19 protein-coding genes are annotated in these 18,990 nt (G+C 44.1%); 10 read left to right on the top strand and 9 right to left on the bottom strand.

Translation table 11 applies throughout. The annotated features are described in order from the left end of the window. Positions 1-13: 13 nt before the first annotated feature. Positions 14-676, bottom strand: coding sequence for an OmpA family protein (locus tag EBI00_RS02975; RefSeq protein WP_123094421.1), 663 nt, complete (start codon positions 674-676; stop codon positions 14-16). A gap of 456 nt (positions 677-1,132) precedes the next feature. Here EBI00_RS02975 and EBI00_RS02970 point away from each other — a divergent pair, with 456 nt between their 5' ends. The 3 genes from EBI00_RS02970 to EBI00_RS02960 all read left to right on the top strand — a co-directional run bounded on the left by EBI00_RS02970 (position 1,133) and on the right by EBI00_RS02960 (position 4,559). Next, complete coding sequence (locus EBI00_RS02970) at positions 1,133-2,383, top strand: multidrug effflux MFS transporter (protein WP_123094420.1); 1,251 nt, start codon at positions 1,133-1,135, stop codon at positions 2,381-2,383. A gap of 115 nt (positions 2,384-2,498) precedes the next feature. Then, on the top strand, positions 2,499-2,864 hold the full coding sequence (locus tag EBI00_RS02965; protein ID WP_123094419.1) for a PEGA domain-containing protein: 366 nt from the start codon (positions 2,499-2,501) through the stop codon (positions 2,862-2,864). Between the two features lie 9 nt (positions 2,865-2,873). After that, positions 2,874-4,559, top strand: a complete 1,686-nt coding sequence (locus tag EBI00_RS02960) for a lipoprotein N-acyltransferase Lnb domain-containing protein (protein WP_123094418.1) — start codon at positions 2,874-2,876, stop codon at positions 4,557-4,559. 16 nt (positions 4,560-4,575) lie between these two features. Here EBI00_RS02960 and EBI00_RS02955 read toward each other — a convergent pair whose 3' ends face one another. Continuing rightward, positions 4,576-5,154, bottom strand: coding sequence for a TetR/AcrR family transcriptional regulator (locus EBI00_RS02955; protein WP_123094462.1), 579 nt, complete (start codon positions 5,152-5,154; stop codon positions 4,576-4,578). Between the two features lie 166 nt (positions 5,155-5,320). On the opposite strand from EBI00_RS02955, the gene trpB reads away from it, so the two are divergent. Then, the gene (gene trpB, locus EBI00_RS02950; protein WP_123094417.1) at positions 5,321-6,580 is read left to right on the top strand and encodes a tryptophan synthase subunit beta; all 1,260 of its coding nucleotides are present in this window, start codon (positions 5,321-5,323) and stop codon (positions 6,578-6,580) included. Beyond that, positions 6,577-7,362: a tryptophan synthase subunit alpha gene (gene trpA / locus EBI00_RS02945; protein WP_123094416.1), complete on the top strand. Its 786-nt coding sequence runs from the start codon at positions 6,577-6,579 to the stop codon at positions 7,360-7,362. Before trpB ends, trpA begins: the two co-directional genes overlap by 4 nt. 91 nt (positions 7,363-7,453) lie before the next feature. Here trpA and EBI00_RS02940 read toward each other — a convergent pair whose 3' ends face one another. The 6 genes from EBI00_RS02940 to nagB all read right to left on the bottom strand — a co-directional run bounded on the left by EBI00_RS02940 (position 7,454) and on the right by nagB (position 12,094). Continuing rightward, complete coding sequence (locus EBI00_RS02940) at positions 7,454-8,023, bottom strand: fasciclin domain-containing protein (RefSeq protein WP_123094415.1); 570 nt, start codon at positions 8,021-8,023, stop codon at positions 7,454-7,456. A 104-nt stretch (positions 8,024-8,127) separates the two neighbouring features. Then, a complete protein-coding gene (gene msrB, locus EBI00_RS02935; protein WP_123094414.1) occupies positions 8,128-8,616 on the bottom strand; it encodes a peptide-methionine (R)-S-oxide reductase MsrB in 489 nt (162 codons plus the stop codon). 222 nt (positions 8,617-8,838) lie between these two features. Further along, a complete protein-coding gene (locus tag EBI00_RS02930) occupies positions 8,839-9,048 on the bottom strand; it encodes a cold-shock protein (protein WP_123094413.1) in 210 nt (69 codons plus the stop codon). 207 nt (positions 9,049-9,255) lie between these two features. Continuing rightward, the gene (gene nagA, locus EBI00_RS02925; RefSeq protein ID WP_241556931.1) at positions 9,256-10,404 is read right to left on the bottom strand and encodes an N-acetylglucosamine-6-phosphate deacetylase; all 1,149 of its coding nucleotides are present in this window, start codon (positions 10,402-10,404) and stop codon (positions 9,256-9,258) included. Positions 10,405-10,415: 11 nt separating this feature from the next. Further along, positions 10,416-11,297: a glucosamine kinase nucleotide-binding domain-containing protein gene (locus EBI00_RS02920; RefSeq protein ID WP_123094411.1), complete on the bottom strand. Its 882-nt coding sequence runs from the start codon at positions 11,295-11,297 to the stop codon at positions 10,416-10,418. After that, entirely contained in the window at positions 11,294-12,094 is an 801-nt protein-coding gene (gene nagB, locus EBI00_RS02915; protein WP_123094410.1) for a glucosamine-6-phosphate deaminase, read from the bottom strand. Before nagB ends, EBI00_RS02920 begins: the two co-directional genes overlap by 4 nt. Positions 12,095-12,361: 267 nt before the next feature. Between nagB and EBI00_RS02910 the strand changes: the two genes are divergently transcribed. From EBI00_RS02910 to EBI00_RS02890, 5 genes are all read left to right on the top strand, one after another. Then, positions 12,362-13,645, top strand: a complete 1,284-nt coding sequence (locus EBI00_RS02910) for an ABC transporter substrate-binding protein (RefSeq protein WP_123094409.1) — start codon at positions 12,362-12,364, stop codon at positions 13,643-13,645. A gap of 116 nt (positions 13,646-13,761) precedes the next feature. Beyond that, positions 13,762-14,697 carry a carbohydrate ABC transporter permease gene (locus EBI00_RS02905; protein WP_123094408.1) on the top strand — a complete coding sequence of 312 codons (936 nt, stop codon included), beginning with the start codon at positions 13,762-13,764 and terminating at the stop codon, positions 14,695-14,697. 10 nt (positions 14,698-14,707) lie between these two features. Further along, positions 14,708-15,571: a carbohydrate ABC transporter permease gene (locus EBI00_RS02900; protein ID WP_123094407.1), complete on the top strand. Its 864-nt coding sequence runs from the start codon at positions 14,708-14,710 to the stop codon at positions 15,569-15,571. Positions 15,572-15,635: 64 nt separating this feature from the next. Further along, positions 15,636-16,751, top strand: a complete 1,116-nt coding sequence (locus tag EBI00_RS02895; RefSeq protein WP_123094406.1) for an ABC transporter ATP-binding protein — start codon at positions 15,636-15,638, stop codon at positions 16,749-16,751. A 69-nt stretch (positions 16,752-16,820) separates the two neighbouring features. Then, positions 16,821-17,576: a GntR family transcriptional regulator gene (locus EBI00_RS02890; protein WP_123094405.1), complete on the top strand. Its 756-nt coding sequence runs from the start codon at positions 16,821-16,823 to the stop codon at positions 17,574-17,576. 99 nt (positions 17,577-17,675) lie between these two features. Here EBI00_RS02890 and EBI00_RS02885 read toward each other — a convergent pair whose 3' ends face one another. Next, positions 17,676-18,971, bottom strand: coding sequence for a DUF3422 family protein (locus EBI00_RS02885; protein WP_421930359.1), 1,296 nt, complete (start codon positions 18,969-18,971; stop codon positions 17,676-17,678). Positions 18,972-18,990 lie beyond the last annotated feature (19 nt).

Raw genomic sequence — 18,990 nt, 5'->3', positions numbered from 1 at the left:
TAAAGAATGCAGTTTAAAGTGAATGAGATGACGACGATGTGTCAGGCAAATTAAATTCCAACACCACACGACGATTAGGCGCGTAATATTCAATAAGGTCAGCTCTTGAGCTTACCTTTTCACCGGAAGCCTCACTGACAACCAAATTGTTCTCACCATGAGCCGTAATGCTAACTTGCTGTACCGCAACGCCCGCTAAAACCAATCGGTCGTGAACAGACTTAGCTCGTTGATAAGACAAGGTTTGGTTGTAGTCTTGGCGTCCTATCGGGTCTGTATAACCATGCAGAGTGAGCGTCACTTTGGGATAGGTAAGAAGAAAACGCACCACTGCCTCCAGCTCCAGCTGGTTGGTTGTGGCTTGATCAAAACCAAACAACACAGGCATTATTACTGGTGGCGTCAACTTATTTTTCATCGCATCGGAGGCAACCGCTGTAGCGGCTTCTTGCCCCGCATTTTTTGTGTTAGTACTAGCAGGCGTGTCTAACGATGTTTCTTTAAACGATGACGTATCTACCGAGTTGCGTTCCACCAACGGAGCGCAGCGCGTGTAGTTTTCATTACAGTCCAAAGCGGCGGCTGTCGTGTTAGACACAGTTTGAGCGCAGCCCGACACGACAACCAGAACAACAACGGCCAACGCCGAACGACCAAAAAGAGCACGAATAATCATGAAAAATTCCCGTTAAAAGAACAAAGAAATAGACATTAACCTCTAATGTAATTTAGAGATCCAAAACAGATAGCGTGTCTGAAAAAAAATGCAGATAAACAGAGGGACAAAAGGACGTAAAAGCCTTGGTCATTTGATTAACGGTACTCATTTAAAACATCCCTTTAACAAAGTTTTTAACCTTCTTGTCATCAAAAAAACTATGCATATTATTTACACAAAAATTGCTTTTTTATACTATTAAACTCGCCACTTGAACACAATCAAAATAGTGATTTCTATCGCATTATTTTGATTCACATCGCCAAAATTCCACCTTGTGAACTTTCTCATTCTATCCACATAAAAGTCGGTCGAGCGTCACTTTTGCTGAGTATAATGCTTAGCTACTAAACCGCTCACGGGTACAGAGCTTAACCTTGGGGTTTCATACCTCTTAGCTTCATTGGATGACATATGGAAAACGCGCACAACAACACAGCCGCTTCGGGCATGGGTTCAAAAGAGTTTACGCTATTGGTGGCCTTACTCATGTCCATCACGGCCATTTCTATTGACGCCTTGCTACCAGCACTTGGTATCATAGGTAATGAACTGAATGCGGCAACGGCAAACCAACCGCAGTTACTGATTAGTATGTTGTTTTTAGGCCTGGCGGTAGGTCAGTTAATATGCGGGCCTTTGTCTGACGCTTTGGGTAGACGCCCTATCTTGTTTGGTGGCTTTGCTTTGTATCTAGTGGGCACCGTCATTTGCTATCAAGCCGACAGCTTAGAAATACTCATGCTAGGCCGTTTTATTCAAGGACTCGGCGTTGCTGGCCCCTACATTTCAGCTATTTCCTTGGTTCGTGACTTGTACCACGGAGCACAAATGGCACGCATTATGTCTTTGGTCATGATGATCTTTGTTTTAGTGCCCGCCATCGCCCCAGCCCTTGGTCAAGCCATTCTGTTTGTGAGTGACTGGCGGGGGATTTTCGAACTCTACCTTGCCTATGCCATCATCTTAATGGTCTGGATTGGCTGGCGCTTAAAAGAAACCCTACCGAAATCAAATCGTATTGCGTTTACCAGAACTGGCTTTTATGACGGTTTTAAAGAAGTCGTAACCAACCGAATTACCGCCAGCTACACTATTTGTATGGGGTTATTCTTTGGGAGTTTTATTGGCTACTTGAACTCGTCGCAGCAAATTTTTCAGGTGCAATTCAACACAGGCAACTTATTTGCTTTTTACTTTGGGTTATTGGCCTTGGTATTGGGTTTTGCGTCCTTAATCAACTCACGCATCGTCGAAAAACACGGCCCCAGAGCCATTGCCTTTCGTGCCATCTGCGTTGTGGTAGTGGCCTCGATTGGCTTCTTTTCCCTACACGCTTTTGTCACTATCAGCTTGTGGATGTTTTTAGGGTACGCCGCCATTTTATTCTTCTGCTTTGGATTGCTGTTTGGCAACGTCAATTCACTGGCCATGGAACCTATGGGCCACGTCGCTGGCATCGCCTCTGCTGTCATCGGTTCAGTATCCTCCATCATGTCCATGAGTATCGGCACCGTCATCGGCCAAATGTACAACAACACCCTAATGCCCATTTCAGGTGGATTCGCCATCATGGGTACCCTAGCCCTGTGCCTTATGTACTGGGCAGAAAAAGGGCGCATTGAAGAACAGGTTGAAGAAAACATTGAAGAAGCGATAGGGTAAAAAATCGTCAATACTATTCAAACTTTAAGAATAAAAAAATGAACTTTGACAGAATCGATTATTTAAGTACAATCGCCACTTCAAAATTCAACTCAATTATTTTAATGGACTTAAAATGAAAAAATTCCTAGTTATTGCCCTATCCTCTTTGGTTTTATTGCTTTCAGGCTGTGCAACCATTATTTCTGGATCAAACCAAACATTAACCTTTAACTCGAATGTTGAAGGCGTGAGTGTTTACGTTGATGGTGCTTTAATCGGTAAGACACCTGTTAGTGCTTCATTTAAGAAAAACAAAGCACAAACAGTTATGTTTACTAAAGATGGTTATGAATCAGTAACAAGAAACATAACAAAAGAATTTGATCCAGTTGCTGTGCTTAATATCTTCTGGGATTTATCGACAACTGACTTCATCACTGGTGCTGTATACGAATACGCTCCAAATGCTATTTACGTTGAAATGCCTGTAAAACAATAATTTTTTAACATGTTAAAGAAAAGCCAGTATGTCTATGTTGTTTTTACAACCTTCATACTGGTTTTTTTATTTTCCTCTCCTAGTGTCTTCGCTGGAAACATAAAGTTTAATATTAGCTTTTCTGAATTTATTTTAAAAAACGCTTCTCCATTGATATCTCAGATAGAAAATCAAGAAGGGCTCGGCTACGACAGCTTAAGAAAGCAAATCAACGATTTGGGCTGCAATCCAGACGTAGTGCTATTACCGGCAATTCTTGAGCAAAAAGCGGCGTACCAGTTTCATTCTAATGTAATGAAAGCGCTAGAACCATGTGCTGTCAAACGTGATACTAAAAGGGACATAAAACAACTTCTTAGTAATAAAGAGCCGTATTTGATCATCGCAGGAGAAAGCCTTAAATCCCCAATGTCTTACTTTGGGCATTCACTGCTACTCTTTTTAGACGAAGAGGATTTTTATTTTTCACCGGTTATTTCTGTACTGGCACCAACAGAAAATTTAACGGCTACCGAGCAGCTACTTAAAGGCGGTTTTTCACAAATACCGGCTGAAATAAACGTTGTTCCCCTCCACCAGATTTTAGATTCTTACAATAATAGGGAATCTAGAAAGTTAAAGTTCATCAAACTGCCCGATTCGCATTTCAATAAAGATAGAATGATTGGCTTTTTTGATGACAAGCTATCAAATACATTGACCTACAATTTTTTTACAGAAAACTGCTCGACTTACCTATTTGAAGCCCTTGCCTATTCCTGCAGTTGCTTTGATGAAGCTCCAAAGATTATCACCCCTGTCTTTTTAGAAAAAAAAGTTCAAGAGACTGTGAATACAGAGAGATTTGAGCTTAATTCCCTATTTCACAATTTCAATACTGAATACAAAAAGCTAAGCACAAAAGAGCGAGCTGACGTTAGAGACATGTTTTCAAACACACAACCTATCAGCTCTAATCATAGCGATGATGTCGGCAATGTAGCTGTACTGGCCTCTCGCTTAAGCTTTGAAAGTTACGGCAGACCAAATGATTCATACGGAAACATACTAGATACTTTCGGCAAAGAGGAAGCCTTACAACGCAAAATCCCACTACACCACAAAGCCGACGACAAGGATTTAGATGGGCTCTCTGTCTCATCAGCAAAAATCAAATTTGAAAAAGATTCGATGGACATTACGTTATCAGCGGTCGATTTCAATCATTTTGAACAACGATCTCAACACTATCTTTCATCCAAGCTCACAGCGGGTGCAATAGAGATATCTGCAGTAAACGACTCAGCTAAAGTAGAATCCCTTGATCTGGTCAAAATACGCTCAGTCACTCCACTGAATTTTGTGACGCGAACTCCGTCATGGAGATTGAGAATTGGAGCAGATCGAACGGAATCAGAAACATTATACCCAGTAGTCAGTGCGGGGCTAGGCGCTGGTTTCAATGTGTCTCAGTTTATGTTTTATAGTTTACCCAGCATTGAGTTATCGCGTTCTGCAACCTTCCCTGTCTATTCTGGCGTTCAGTTTAAATCCAACGCCTTCTCGATAAAATATGAGACCAAAAACCTTGATACACAATCTCTCAGTATTTACAGAAGAGAAAGTCATTCATTCGCCTATGAATACAAAATCATCAAAACCAAAACCAAAACTAACACCACAACGCAGCAAATATCCTTTTCGTATTATTTCTGATCGTAATGACTTTAACTTAGCCATTTGGGAATGAAACACCGGTCATCAGGCTGTTAAGCTGTTGTGTTAGTTCCTTTTTCTCCATCTTTTTTTGATTAAATAAGGCGGGCATTAAAAGGGCTTCTTTGCTCACGGCTTTGAGTGCGAAGAAGTTCATTGGTGAGACGGAAAAGCGGTCGATCCAGGCCATTAAGGTGGTTTCTAATACTTTTTCAAATTCGGCAAACAAGGCGAAAGTTGAGTCAGCCATTTTGTGTTGTTCTCCGAGCAGTATACGGTACACAGCAAGGTGCTCTGGGGTGTTGACCCACTCTTCCCAGAGTGTGATCCAGCCGTCAATCAAAGCGCTGTTGGCTTGCTTTTGTAGCTTGGTTAAGCGCACTTGCATGTCTTTTTGTGCTTGCTCTGTTAACAGGGTGAGCACCTTCTCCCAGAGCACAAGCTTGGCCGGAAAATTACTGTATACTGTGGGCTTGGACACAGCGGCCGCTAATACGACTTGGTCAATACTGGTGCTTTGATAACCCTGTTCGGTAAACAACCCCGATGCCACTTTGACGATGTGGTCTTTCTTACTGGGTCTTCCTCTTGCCATGATTGCCTCTGTTTGCTTGCGCTTTTTTGGTAGTCCATTAGAGTGTTTCACTGTCTTTTGAAAGGATCTGTTCGCTTTCATTTGAAAACACTTGACGAACGTCTATCATCTCATTAAATTAACTAAACGGTATAGTTAAATAAATATCCAATTTTAGGAGCACATCATGCAAAGCGAGAACGGTTTCTACGGGCAATACGGCGGTAGCTATATTCCTGAAATCCTTTATTCGAGCCAACAGCAAATTTTGCACGCATTCGAAGAAGCCAAAAATGATCCAGAGTTTCTCGCTGAGCTGAACAAACAATGGCAGCAGTTTTCTGGCCGCCCTACGCCTTTGACGTTTTGCGCAAACTTAACGGAACACTTTGGCGGCGCGCAAATTTACCTTAAGCGTGAAGATTTAAACCACAGTGGCGCCCACAAGATGAACAACGTGATTGGCCAAGGTTTATTGGTTAAGCGCATGGGCAAAAAACGCGTGATTGCCGAAACAGGCGCGGGCCAGCATGGTATCGCTACTGCCCTTGTTGCGGCGCGCTTGGGTCTTGAATGTACGATTTACATGGGCGCAAAAGACATTGAGCGTCAGTATCCAAACGTTTTCTGGATGAAGCAACTTGGCGCAACCGTTGTGCCCGTTACTACGGGAGCTCAAACTCTACGCGATGCGCTAGATGAAGCATTACGTGACTGGTCTTCTAGCCACGAAGAAAGTCATTATTTAATCGGTACGTCTTGTGGTTGCGCACCTTTCCCAGAAATGGTGGCGTACTTTCAATCGGTGATTGGTAACGAAGTTCGCGAGCAAAGTGTGGCGCAGTTTGGTCAATTCCCAGACCGTTTGTACGCTTGTGTTGGCGGTGGTTCTAATGCGTGTGGCTTGTTCTTACCTTTCCTTGATGACAAAGAAGTGGAAATGGTTGGTGTAGAAGCCGGTGGTAAAGGGTTAGAGCTTGGCGAGCACTCTATTCGCTTATCTCACAACTTAGGACAACCGGGTATTGCACAAGGTTTTGCCACCATGTTTTTACAAGATGAGGCTGGCCAGTTACAAGAAACGCATTCTATTGCCGCTGGTTTAGATTACGTGGGTGTTTCGCCTATTATCGCGCATCTTACTGAAATTGGTCGTATCCAAATGACGTATGCCATGGACGATGACGTAGTCGCAGCTTGTACTTTGCTATTGAAGAAAGAAGGCATTATTCCAGCATTAGAATCGTCTCATGCTTTGGCGGGAGCGTTCAAAGATGCGCCGAATTTACCTAAAGACACAAAGATTGTGATCAACTTATCAGGCCGTGGCGACAAAGACATCTTTAACGTGGCAAAAGCCGTTCAAGATGAGACTTTCCCACAATTCTTAACCGATTACCTTGCCGCCTATCCGACGACTCAAGACCACAAAGGGGAAACAGCATGAGCCAGTTAGCCGCTTTTATTGAAGAAAAACGCCAGACAAAGCCTATTTTGTCGATGACCCATGTGGTGTATGGCTATCCAAGTGTAGAAGAAAGTTTGGATTGGATGGCTCGGCTAATGAAAGAAGGCGTGGACTTCATTGAAGTGCAGTTTCCTTTCTCTGATCCTGTAGCCGACGGCCCAAGCATTGTGGCGGCTTGCCATAAAGCATTGGAGCAAAAGCTAGACGTGGAAACGTGCTTGTCACAACTAGGAAAGCTTGCAAATGACTACCCAAATAGCCGCATTGTATTAATGAGCTATTTAAACCCAATGTATCGTTTCGGCATGGATAAGCTTGCCAAGCGAGCAGCTGAAGAAAATATTGTAGGTTTGATTTTACCCGACCTGCCAATGGAACAAGCCACTGCCTACAAAGACGCTTGCAAAGCCAATAACATCGATCCAGTTTGGTTGGTAACGCCAGTAACACCACCAGACCGTTTGGCCATGCTAGCAAGCAATGCCAGTGGCTTTTTGTACTGTGTCGCTCGTTCCGGTGTAACTGGACACTCAAGCCACGAAGGAAAAGTAAAGCAAACGTCGTTGGATGACTATTTGGCACAAATCAAACAACACGCCAGTGCACCATTGGGCGTCGGTTTTGGTTTACGCGAACGCGCTCAGATTGAGCAACTTATTGGTAAAGCTGACATCGCGATCCTTGGTTCTGCATTATTGGATGCATACAACAAAGGTGGTCAAGAAGAAGGCATTAAACTAATTAAAGATCTGTTTCATTAACTAAGTAAAAGGCTTAGCTTCTACCTTATCAACAGAAGCTAAGCCTTCATATAATCAACATATCCGCATTAACACTGAAATAACGGATCGATCACTTAGGCAAAAGCACAGTATCGATCACGTGAATCACACCATTAGATTGCTGAACGTCCGCAATCGTCACATTAGCAACACGGCCATTTTCGTCTTCAAGCATGATCTTATCGCCCATGTAGGTAGCCATTAAAGTACAGCCGCCAATCGTAGGCACTGGGTGTTTGCCCTTATCGTCATCGATCATGGTTTTAATCGCGCCAGACAGAGCGTCTGCTTTTACGACGTGACAAGCCAGCACCTTGGTTAGAGCCGCTTTATTTTCAGGTTTCAGAAGATTAGCAACGGCGCCTTCTGGTAGTTTATCAAACGCTGAGTTGGTTGGTGCAAATACAGTAAAAGGGCCGGGGCCTTGCAACGTCTCAACCAAGCCTGCCGCCTTAACCGCGGCAACAAGCGTTGTATGGTCTTTTGAATTCACCGCATTTTCAATAATATTTTTACTCGCAAACATCGGAGCCCCACCCACCATAGGGTTGGTATTTTCATCGGCACTTTTCATACCCCCAGTAGAACAGCCAGCAAGTGTCACTATTGTTGCAACAGAAACAAGACTTAATAATTTCATTGTTTTTCTCCAGTCTGATGATCCATAACAATGCGCCATGGTTATAAACAGGTACGACATCGATTTAAAAAGGTTTCAAGATCGTAAAAAAAAATGAAAAAAATTTAAGCGGGTTGAAACACAAGAGAAACGCCATTTAAACAATGACGCAATCCGGTTGGTGCTGGGCCATCGTCAAAAATATGACCTAAGTGACTACCACAACGACGACAGTGCACCTCGGTGCGCGTCATGAAGAAACCATTATCTTCTTTTGTGCCAATAGCATTAGGCAAACTATCGTAAAAGCTTGGCCAGCCAGTGCCACTCTCGTATTTAGTACTGCTAGGATACAGCGGAAGATCACAGCCCTTACAGGCGTACACACCTTCGCGTTTTTCATTTAACAGGGGGCTTGATCCTGCTCGCTCGGTTTTTTCCTCCCGCATCACTTGGTATTCAAAATCACTTAGCCTCGCTTGCCACTCTTTTTTAGTGCGTACGATTTCAAATGTTTTATCAGACGCCAGCGCCGTACTTGCAGCTGATACATTCAAGGTTTTTGCCACACCAACCACGCAGGCGGCTTGAATAAGAAAATGTCGACGGTTCATATAATACCCCTTAAAAAGTCACTCTTTGAGTGCCATAACGACACGCTTCAAGTCCACCTAAAGATACGTAAAGTAGGCTAGAAAAGTTTCAGGTACCTTATGATTCAAACGCAGAAGTACATTAGAAACCAACATAAAGCAGGCACAAAGACAGTTTGAAAAACAAAAAAAGGGTAAGCTCCGGAGAACTTACCCTTTTTTAAGAATAGGTCAGACAGTAAATTAGATTACTGTGATATTCTCTGCTTGAGGACCTTTTTGGCCAGCAGTCACAACGAACTCAACTTGTTGGCCTTCAGCCAAAGTTTTGAATCCAGAGCTAGCGATGGCGCTGAAATGTGCGAACACATCTGGGCCAGACTCTTGCTCAATAAAACCAAAACCTTTAATTTCGTTGAACCACTTAACGGTTCCTTTCACTGTATTAGACATAAATAATCACCTGATTTAAATATTAGTGGCCTTCAAAAGACCGAATTTGCAAAAAAAATAGACTGGTACTTAAAAACTTTCAGGACGAGGATTTTATGAATAAAACAACGTATTGCAGAGTTAATAATTAGAGACTTCTTTCTAGCTCGTGAAGCCATAGTATAGACATAACTCTAAGATAGATAGCTTTATTGCAATTTATTTAAATTAAACGACGCCCTGCCCCCATACCTTCTGCCCATCTATCCATGTCGCTTTCACAATGAAGTCTTCCGTTAAAGCAACAAGGCTTGCCCGGTAGCCTGGTTTAATGCGACCAAAATGATGGTCTATTCCTAAAAACTCAGCAGGTCGTAACGATGCCATCTGCAAGGCTTCTGCTGGCGTTCGGCCAATGAAAGAAATGGTGTTGCGAACCGCTGTCGCCATGTCTAAATCCGAGCCCGCTAGCGTGCCGTCTTCGGTGGTCACTTTACCTTGACTGCGCAGCACTCTTTTACCCAAAAAAGGCATTTCTTTTTCATCTGACCCCACACTTTGAATCGCATCGGTCACTAAAAGCATGTGTTCACAGCCTTTCGCGGCAATGGCGACACGCATCGCAGCAGGATGAACATGATGCCCATCGGCAATGAGACCGCACCAAGTCGGTAAATCTGTTTGCAAAGCGGCCCCCACCACACCTGGCTCACGGCTGATCAATGGCGTCATGGCATTAAACAAATGCGTAAAACCGCGAGCGCCGTTCATCACAGCCTGCCTTGCCTGATCATAACTCGCCGCAGAATGACCAATACACACAATCGCCCCTTCGGAAACCAACCATTCAATAAAGCCTTCTGGCACCTGCTCTGGCGCCAATGTCACCATGAGCTTGCCCGAACGACTCACGTCTAACAAAGCCGCTAATTTACCTTCTGTGGGTTTACGCAGTTGAGATTCATTATGAACACCTTTGCGAATGGGATTCAGATAAGGCCCTTCATAATGCATCCCCAATATACCTGGCATATCTTGTTTAAGTGCTTGGCACACCGTTTGATGCGCTTGTGACATGATCTCATAATCATCCGATATTAACGTCGGCATCATGGCCACGGTACCAAATTGAGCATGTACCGCTACCATTCTCTCTAGGGCCGCCAAGGTTGGTGTATGGTTAAACAAGGCGCCGCCGCCGCCATTGACATGCACATCAATAAACCCAGGCGCTAGCAAGTCAACTATGTCTGTATTATCCGTTGATGGATCAGCCTTAGAAACAATGGATTCAATGAGTTGCCCTTTAAAAGTCACCTCTTGATTGGTCAACCAATTTTCTCCATCGAACAGACGTTTTGCAAAGATCGTTGTCATTTTATGTTCCATCATATTGCCTTCCTGCCTATCTGCGCTTTGGCCATTAAAATAGCCCCCGCCATAGCATCTCCTTGCGGCTGACAAAAGTACGGAGAAAAACGCGCTGGTAAATATTTTAAAATAGCGTCTGACACACCGCCGACTAAGGCGATTTTCTGTGCACCCTTGGCGATTAAAGCGTCCAAATACTGACTTACCCATTCCACTTGCTGTTGAATAATTTTCAGTGCGATAGGATCTTTTTGCTGAGCAAATTGAAACACCTGAACAGCAAAGGCACCGTATTCTTTTGGAAGTGGCGCACGATTTTGATACAACACATATTCTTCTGCAGACAAAGAAAACTCAGCGTTAATACTGTCAGTAAACGGGGTCGAAGGCGAAATACCATCTAACGCTGCTAACGAGTATTCCAACGCAGATAAGCCAATACGCGCCCCGCTGCCTTGGTCAGATAACGGAAAGCCCCAACCACCAACAATGCTGAATCGCTCATTGTGATAAACAACACCACAACTCCCCGTGCCCAATATCAATAAAGCGCCATCTTCACCATTAAAAGCGCCCAAACAGGCCGCATGAGCGTCGGTTAATAAATAGCGCTGTCCAAAAGGGGATTTTTGAGCAATCACCTGTTCTTGTTCTAACGGCTGATTGGCACCCGCTAAGCCTAACCCTAGCGTGATTTTTGAATAGCTTTCGGGCGGAATATTGCCTTGGCGGCATGCTTCAAGACAGGCATTAATAATATTTTGCCATGCTGCTTCTATACCGATTCTTGGATTACCAGAACCTCCAACAGCTTCTCCCAATACATGACCATCACTGTCAACCAAACGGGCTCGACAGAAGGTTCCTCCTCCGTCTACACCAATGTATAAGCCGCTCATCGCACATTCCCCTCGTGTAATTGTTGTCGCTTTTGCTCACACCATCGGTAATATTCTTTTAGCGCTAACATACTAGCGGCCTCCTCATCTAATACTATGGTTGCGGTTTCATGCAGCTGCAGTGCCGACGCTGGACACATGGCAGAAAGCGGTCCTTCTATCATGACTTTTACTGCCTCGGCTTTCGCTTTTCCGGTTGCTATTAATAACACGGCTCTGCTATTCAAAATGGTACCAATTCCCATCGTCAGCGCTAAATGGGGCTGATACTCACCGTCTTTGAAAAAACGCTTATTCGCAATTACAGTCGATTCAGACAAAGTCTTGATACGTGTTCGTGAAGTAAAGCTGGAAGTAGGTTCATTAAAGCCAATATGACCATTTAAGCCGATGCCTAGAATCTGTAAATCGATGCCACCCGCTTGCTGAATACTCGCTTCAAAATCCTGTGCGCTTTTCTTTAAGACGATTGCGTCTTTGCTTTCTGCCAAAGGGACATGCGTGTTCGACTTGGCAATATCAATATGATCAAACAAATGCTGGTTCATAAAGGTGCGATAACTCTGCGCATGACTGTCGGCAATACCAATGTATTCATCTAAATTAAAACTGATCGTCTGTCGAAACGATACTTGCTTGGCTTGATAACGCGCTACCAGTTCATCGTACAAAGCGATGGGCGTAGAACCCGTTGCTAGCCCTAAAACGGGATTGGTTTTGCTATTAATGACCTCAGCAACACGATCTGCCGCATATAAGGCCACATCATGAGCCAATGGAAGAATGATAACCTGCATAAGAATCCTTTTTTTAAGTAAAACCAATATAGAACCAATTAGAGCGCAAGATCAAATTATTTTCCACATTATTGTCATATTTATTTGCTTGAGAACATAATTGGTGCTAATTTTCAAAACTAAGCAATACCTAAAAAATACCAATGCAGTTTTAGAAGAGATTATTTTACGATTTTACAGACACTGTCGTCGTACTAAGATCTACGAAAAAACACCTAATAAAAAAAGTACAAATGCACAATTGGAAAACACAATCGGAGAGTAATCATGTTCAATGTTCGTTCCGCCTCACTTGAAACAAAAACAGTCACAAAACTTACTTGTATAGCCGCCATAATGCTTGGCAGCACGGGCATAGCACAAGCGGCAAACGGTTTGTCGATTGAAAGTTGGCGCAGTGATGATGCCAATATCTGGTCAGATGTCATCATTCCAGCCTTCAATAAAAGCCACCCAGATGCCACTGTGCACTTTGCGCCAACCCCACCCACAGAATACAACTCGGCGTTGCAAGCAAAATTGAAAGCGGGCTCCGCTGGCGATTTAATTACTTGTCGTCCATTCGATACGGCATTAGATCTTTATAAAGACGGCCACCTCGCAAATCTAAACGACTTAGAAGGTTTAAAACAATTCTCTGATGTAGCGAAAAGTGCGTGGGTGACAGACGATGGTAAAGACCAATTCTGTATGCCAGTGGCGTCGGTTATTCATGGCTTTGTTTACAACAAAGAGATCTTTAAAGAACTCAATCTCTCCGTACCTAAAACTCGCGATGAATTCTACAAAACGCTGGATACCATCAAATCAGAGAGTCGCTACATCCCGTTAGCAATGGGAACCGCCGATCAGTGGGAAGCCGCGACAATGGGATTCCAAAATATTGGCCCAAACTATTGGGAAGGTGAAAAAGGCCGTAAAGCGCTATTAACTGGCGAAGGTAAATTGACCGACAAAGCGTATGTAGATACTTGGCAAGAACTCGCCAAGTGGAAACCGTATCTAGGTCGCGGTTTTGAAGCACAAAAATATTCCGACTCACAGAACCTTTTCACCTTAGGTCGAGCAGCTATTTACCCAGCAGGGTCTTGGGATATTCAGACGTTCAACAATCAAGCTGATTTTGAATTTGGCGCTTTTCCACCTCCAGTGGCGAAAGCGGGAGACACTTGTTACATCAGTGATCACACCGATATGGGAATTGGTATCAATGCAAGTTCGACTAATAAAGAAGCCGCTAAAATCTTCTTAAACTGGATGGCCAGCAAAGAATTCGCTACCTTGTACGCTAATGAAGTACCCGGCTTTTTCCCTCTGTCTAATCATCAAATCGACATCAAAGATCCTGTGGCACAAGAGTTTATGAGCTGGCGTCAGCAGTGCGAATCAACCATTCGCAACTCCTATCAGATCTTGTCTCGTGGTACACCAAACCTAGAAAACCAACTTTGGAACGTCAGTGCTCAAGTGATTAACGGCACAATGACACCAGAAGCGGCCGCCAAAGAAGCACAAGATGGTTTAGCCCAATGGTACAAACCACAACAATAAGCTAAAACCAAACCTGACCCTCCTCTTGAACATAAGAGGAGGGAACAGACAACCTACTCCTTGCCCTGCTAAGAGATTTGGAGGGGGTTAAAACTAATTACCATTTGAGATGAACTATGAATCCATCCAACCAACATGACGAAAAGAAACCTTTTCCGTGGCATTTGGTCTTTTTCCTAGGGCCAGGGTTGCTTATTTACGTTATTTTCAGTGTTTACCCTTTGCTCGATACGCTTGTCTTAAGTTTATACAACGAGCAACAAGGCCAGAGTCATTTTGTCGGCTTACAGAATTTTATAACCTTGATCACTGACGATGCTTGGTCCCACGCTTTTTGGAACGCACTCAGTAACAACTTCACCTTTTTCGCAATCCATATGCTGGTACAAAACCCCATTGGTTTGATTTTAGCGGTTTTGTTAAGTTCGCCTAAATTGCGTTTATCCGGCACTTATAGAACGCTTATCTTCATGCCAACCATGTTGTCTGTGGTCATCATTGGTTTTGTATGGCAACTTTTGCTTAGCCCAATTTGGGGTATTTCAGAAAACTTTCTATACAGCATTGGTCTTGGTGAATACTTCGATGCATGGCTGGGCAAAGAAAGCAGTGCATTAATTACTTTGGCTTTTATCTCAGTGTGGCAGTTTGTTGGCATTCCGATGATGTTGATTTATGCCACCCTACTCAATATTCCGGACGATATTGTTGATGCTAGTGTGGTAGATGGTGCCAATTCATTCCAAACTTTTTGGCATATTAAACTCCCCCTCATTTTGCCCACTATTGCCATGGTATCTATTCTGACGTTTGTGGCGAACTTCAATGCATTTGAGCTGATATATGCTGTCAAGGGTGCTCTTGCTGGCCCCAACTTTTCGACCGATCTAATGGGCACTTTCTTCTATCGCACCTTTTTTGGCTTCCAGCTTCAACAAGGCAGTGCATCCATGGGGGCCGCAGTAGCAACACTGATGTTTTTGATCATTTTGGTGGGTGTTATGTTGTTCCTCTTCTTTATTCAACGTCGCATTCAGCGATTCCAATTCTAAGGAGGCCATGATGAAACTATTTAGCCGTTTTATGCCTTCCTCTGGAATGAGACAGGTCCCTAAAAGTGTCACCATACACGCCGTGTTGTTGGCCTATACCGTGATTGCCCTCTTTCCAATTATTGTCGTTGTGATCAACTCCTTTAAAGAACGTCGTGCCATTTTCCGTGATCCGCTGGGGTTACCAGACAGCAGCTCCTTTACGCTGGTGGGCTTTGAGCAGGTGCTACTCAGATCAGACTTTGGGCTGTATTCTTGGAACAGTTTGGTCGTCACTATTTTGGCCGTTGGCTTGGTACTTTTACTTGGCGCTATGGCCGCTTGGGCACTAACGGAATACAAATTTAAGGGCAATTTGCTGATTACCTTTTTGTTTGCGATGGGCATCATGATTCCAATCCGTCTAGGCACGGTGAGTATTTTGAGCCTGATGGTCAATCTCAATCTGGTAAATACACTAACAGCCCTGGTGCTGGTGTACATAGCTCAAGGCTTACCCCTTGCTGTGTACATATTATCGGAGTTTGTGCGCACTATTCCCAAGGAACTTACGGAAGCCGCGCGTTGTGACTCAGTGAGCGAATACAAGATTTTCTTTTGTGTGATCTTACCGCTACTGAAGCCCGCCATGGCCACAGTCGCTGTCTTTACCATGATTCCGATTTGGAACGATTTATGGTTCCCACTGATACTCGCACCGGGTGAAGAAACACGCACTATCACGCTTGGCGTGCAGCAATTTGTTGGCCAATACGTTACTGACTGGAACTCGGTATTGTCTGCATTAACCTTGGCAATCGTTCCTGTGCTTATCCTGTACACCATTTTTTCACGACAATTGATCCGCGGCTTAACGAGCGGAGCAGTCAAATAATATTTATGAAAGCGCTTTGCACACTTACCTCATATGCAAAGTGCTTCGTTGGAGATTTATAACTATGGCTAGCGTAAAACTTAACAATATTAAAAAGCGCTTTGGCGATGTGGACGTACTTCATGGCATCGACCTTGATATCAAAGACGGCGAATTTGTCGTGTTGATTGGTGAATCCGGTTGCGGTAAATCAACTTTATTACGTTTGCTTTCTGGATTGGAAGACATCACCGAAGGCGACTTATATATCGATGAAGAACGCGTTAATGGACGCTCTCCTGCTAAGCGCGGCATTGCGATGGTCTTTCAATCTTATGCCTTGTATCCGCATATGAACGTGTTCAAAAACATGGCGTTTGGCTTAAAGATTTCCGGCAAAGACAAAGCGTTTGTGAACAACAAGGTAATGGAAGCGGCAAAGAAACTGAAGATTGATCATCTATTGGAGCGATTACCACGAGAGCTGTCTGGTGGCCAGCGTCAGCGTGTCGCCATCGGCCGTGCCATTGTTCGTGATCCAAAGGTCTTCTTATTTGATGAACCTCTATCTAACTTAGACGCTTCGTTACGGGTTCAAACACGTGTCGAACTTGGCAAGCTTCATCAGGAACTAAAAGCCACGGTAGTTTATGTGACTCACGATCAAGTCGAAGCCATGACATTGGGCGATAAAATCGTCGTCATGAACAAGGGTCGTGTTGAACAAGTCGGCGCTCCTTTGGACTTGTATCATCACCCAAAAACCCAATTTGTTGCTGCTTTTATTGGGTCGCCAAAGATGAACTTTTTAACTGCAAAAATCAGCCAGCCTGATCCGGAGAACACGCAACTTGTGCTAGAATCCGGCCGCGTTGTTCAGGCTTGCGTTGATACTTCGTCGTTGAACAAAGGCGACCTAGTACAAATTGGCATACGCCCAGAGCATATTGCGCTCGAATGCGAACATAATACCGTTGAAGGCACAGTCACCTTGATAGAACACCTTGGTGAACTGTCTTATTTATATATCGAAATCGGTCAAGAAGGCGAAATGGTACTTAAAGTGGACGGCGATAACCAACACCAAGCGGGTGACAAAATCACCTTTGGTATTCAACCTAATCGCTTGTATTTATTTGACCACCAAGGCAAGGCTTTAACGAGAGTTAACGCGCATACCTCTGCGGCTATCCCCCTTTAGAGCTGACATACTTAGCCCTTAGAAAAACAAGTACGAATACGGGAGCCCCTTCCCGTTCAGGACAGTGATATGGACAAAAATCGGGTTAATGAATTATTTGGCGAAGCCCAAGCATTGAGAGAAAAAGGCATTCCTCTCTATATGCAGGTAAAAAAAGCCATTCTCGCGTCTATTTCTGCAGGTCGAGTGCTTGGCGGAGACACGCTCCCACCAGAGCGAGACCTTGCCAAGTATCTTGATGTTTCTCGCGTCACCGTGCGCAGAGCCATCGACGAGTTGGTAAAAGAAGACGTATTGACTCAACGCCAAGGCGCAGGAACCTTTGTCAGCGAACGAGTTGAGCAGCCGCTGAATCACTTGCGTAGCTTTACAGAAGTCATGAAAGCGCGCGGAAAAGCCATCACATCAAAATGGCTAGATCGTTCGTTGGGTATGCCTCACGAAGATGAATGCAAAGCGCTTAAGCTAACAGCAGAGCAAGAAGTCGTGCGTTTTTATCGTTTGCGTTACGCCGATGGTAAACCCATGGCGCTTGAATTGGCGACGATTCCAAGTAATTACATTCTCAATCCTTTTGCGATGGAAGGATCATTGTACGATCTGCTAGAACAACAAGGCTGCCGCCCTGTTCGTGCGTTTCAGCGTCTTCGTGCTATTAGCATTGATGAACAGCGGGCCCAATTGCTCGACATTCCAGAACTCAGCGCTGTGCTTTATATTGAACGTACCGCTGTAACACAAGACGGTACGCCTATCGAGTTTACGCGTTCATGGTTTCCTGGCGATTCTTACGACTTCGTTGCCGAGATTCATAATACGGTTTGATAAAAATCTTAACGAAACATACCTCTAACGACAAAAAAGGCTTTCTAGAGTAACAATAGAAAGCCTTTTTATATGTATGGTTAAAAAAATCAACAACGGCTACTTTTCTTCTTTGGCCTTAGCCAGCAATAAAAAGCGTTTATGAATTCTACGAGTGGCAAACCATACACCACCCACAACCAGCGGCACAGACAAACCAATTACTAGGCTTTTATCAAAACTCACACCTTTATCGTAAACCGCTTCAATTAGAAATTTTAATAAGCCTACGCTGTAATAACTGATGGCGGCAACAGACAAGCCTTCGACAGTATGCTGCATGGCAAGTTGAATTTTTGATCGTCGATCCATGGATGTGAGCAGTTGTTGATTTTGGGATTGAATCGACATTTCCACTTGAGTACGCATCATATCGGACACTCGATCAATACGCATGGATAAGTTTTCAAGATGTTCGCCAGTTGTTTTACACGTTCGTACGGCTGGTGTTAAGCGCCGAGTCATAAATTCTGTGAGCGTTAAATGACCCGATACCTCATCTTCTTTCAGTTCATTTAGATTTTTGATGACAAGGTCATGGTAAGCGCGTGTGGCACTGAATCGAAACGCTGTTTTTGCACGAGTCGCTTCAACCCAAGCGGCCATCTCGATCAACTCACTCAATAAAGCCTGCTCGTCGAGCGATTCTGTTGCGTCAGCTAAATTGCTCGTTGTACGGGCAAGCTGCTCATCCATAGTCACCAGCTTTGCATTGTATCGACGAGCCATAGGCAATGCCAATAAGGCCAATAGGCGATACGTTTCAATTTCTACTACCCGCTGAACCATTCGGCCTAGCTGGCTGTCACTCATACCTTTATTGTAAATCAAGAAGCGTCCACAACCATCGCTGTGCAAGCGAAAACTGGTCCACACTTGAGCATCACCATTTTGAGGTCGACTTCCCACTAAACGCATACCTTCAAAATGACCTTTAACCAAAGCAATATCCGCTTCTGGGATAGTGCGCGCATCCTCAACTGCCACATGAAATGCAGCGATAGTTTCACCTGGAATAGCCGACAACCAATCTGAAGGCAAGCACGACAAAGCCGTTTGATCAAAAAAAGGTAAACTTGAGTCGACTTGGCGATGCGTCACCATGTAAGAGGTAAATTCTAGATGCTTATCACGGCGTATTTTAAAATCACCAAAGTCCACCTCAAAACAAACCCCATCCTCTTTTGGTGGCACACCGCCAAAATACCGATAAAGTGAACAAAAATGCTCAAACTCGGGCTGTTTTTGCTCTGATCTAACCATGACAGCCAAATAGCTGACTCTGGCAGGACTTGGAAGTACTTGGAATGGGCGAGAATGTAGCTCAGCGTAAAGCGCATCGCGTAATGGATGCATCTCTAATCCGTACGAGTTA

It is taken from the genome of Marinomonas hwangdonensis (assembly GCF_003721245.1).
Lineage (GTDB): Bacteria > Pseudomonadota > Gammaproteobacteria > Pseudomonadales > Marinomonadaceae > Marinomonas > Marinomonas hwangdonensis.
Note: the sequence above shows the minus strand (reverse complement) of the source record. Positions and strands in the feature narration are given on the sequence as shown.